The organism is Vibrio sp. 10N.261.51.C6 (assembly GCF_041471785.1).
In the GTDB taxonomy this organism is placed as follows: domain Bacteria; phylum Pseudomonadota; class Gammaproteobacteria; order Enterobacterales; family Vibrionaceae; genus Vibrio; species Vibrio crassostreae_C.
The window spans coordinates 1-1567 of sequence record NZ_JBFRPB010000060.1 but is presented as its reverse complement, the minus strand read 5'-3'; the positions used below and the strand labels follow the sequence as shown (position 1 = coordinate 1567).

At 53.3% G+C, this 1567-nt stretch carries 1 rRNA gene; it reads left to right on the top strand.

Annotated elements, in window-relative coordinates:
• Positions 1 to 2 precede the first annotated feature (2 nt).
• A 16S ribosomal RNA gene (locus tag AB4375_RS16205) occupies positions 3 to 1557 on the top strand.
• The last annotated feature ends 10 nt before the right edge of the window (positions 1558 to 1567 follow it).

Below are 1567 nucleotides of genomic sequence, written 5' to 3'. Positions count from 1 at the left end.
TTAAATTGAAGAGTTTGATCATGGCTCAGATTGAACGCTGGCGGCAGGCCTAACACATGCAAGTCGAGCGGAAACGACACTAACAATCCTTCGGGTGCGTTAATGGGCGTCGAGCGGCGGACGGGTGAGTAATGCCTAGGAAATTGCCTTGATGTGGGGGATAACCATTGGAAACGATGGCTAATACCGCATAATGCCTACGGGCCAAAGAGGGGGACCTTCGGGCCTCTCGCGTCAAGATATGCCTAGGTGGGATTAGCTAGTTGGTGAGGTAATGGCTCACCAAGGCGACGATCCCTAGCTGGTCTGAGAGGATGATCAGCCACACTGGAACTGAGACACGGTCCAGACTCCTACGGGAGGCAGCAGTGGGGAATATTGCACAATGGGCGAAAGCCTGATGCAGCCATGCCGCGTGTATGAAGAAGGCCTTCGGGTTGTAAAGTACTTTCAGTTGTGAGGAAGGGGGTAGTGTTAATAGCGCTATCTCTTGACGTTAGCAACAGAAGAAGCACCGGCTAACTCCGTGCCAGCAGCCGCGGTAATACGGAGGGTGCGAGCGTTAATCGGAATTACTGGGCGTAAAGCGCATGCAGGTGGTTCATTAAGTCAGATGTGAAAGCCCGGGGCTCAACCTCGGAACTGCATTTGAAACTGGTGAACTAGAGTACTGTAGAGGGGGGTAGAATTTCAGGTGTAGCGGTGAAATGCGTAGAGATCTGAAGGAATACCAGTGGCGAAGGCGGCCCCCTGGACAGATACTGACACTCAGATGCGAAAGCGTGGGGAGCAAACAGGATTAGATACCCTGGTAGTCCACGCCGTAAACGATGTCTACTTGGAGGTTGTGGCCTTGAGCCGTGGCTTTCGGAGCTAACGCGTTAAGTAGACCGCCTGGGGAGTACGGTCGCAAGATTAAAACTCAAATGAATTGACGGGGGCCCGCACAAGCGGTGGAGCATGTGGTTTAATTCGATGCAACGCGAAGAACCTTACCTACTCTTGACATCCAGAGAAGCCAGCGGAGACGCAGGTGTGCCTTCGGGAACTCTGAGACAGGTGCTGCATGGCTGTCGTCAGCTCGTGTTGTGAAATGTTGGGTTAAGTCCCGCAACGAGCGCAACCCTTATCCTTGTTTGCCAGCGAGTAATGTCGGGAACTCCAGGGAGACTGCCGGTGATAAACCGGAGGAAGGTGGGGACGACGTCAAGTCATCATGGCCCTTACGAGTAGGGCTACACACGTGCTACAATGGCGCATACAGAGGGCAGCAAGCTAGCGATAGTGAGCGAATCCCAAAAAGTGCGTCGTAGTCCGGATTGGAGTCTGCAACTCGACTCCATGAAGTCGGAATCGCTAGTAATCGTGAATCAGAATGTCACGGTGAATACGTTCCCGGGCCTTGTACACACCGCCCGTCACACCATGGGAGTGGGCTGCAAAAGAAGTGGGTAGTTTAACCTTTCGGGGAGGACGCTCACCACTTTGTGGTTCATGACTGGGGTGAAGTCGTAACAAGGTAGCCCTAGGGGAACCTGGGGCTGGATCACCTCCTTATACGAAGATA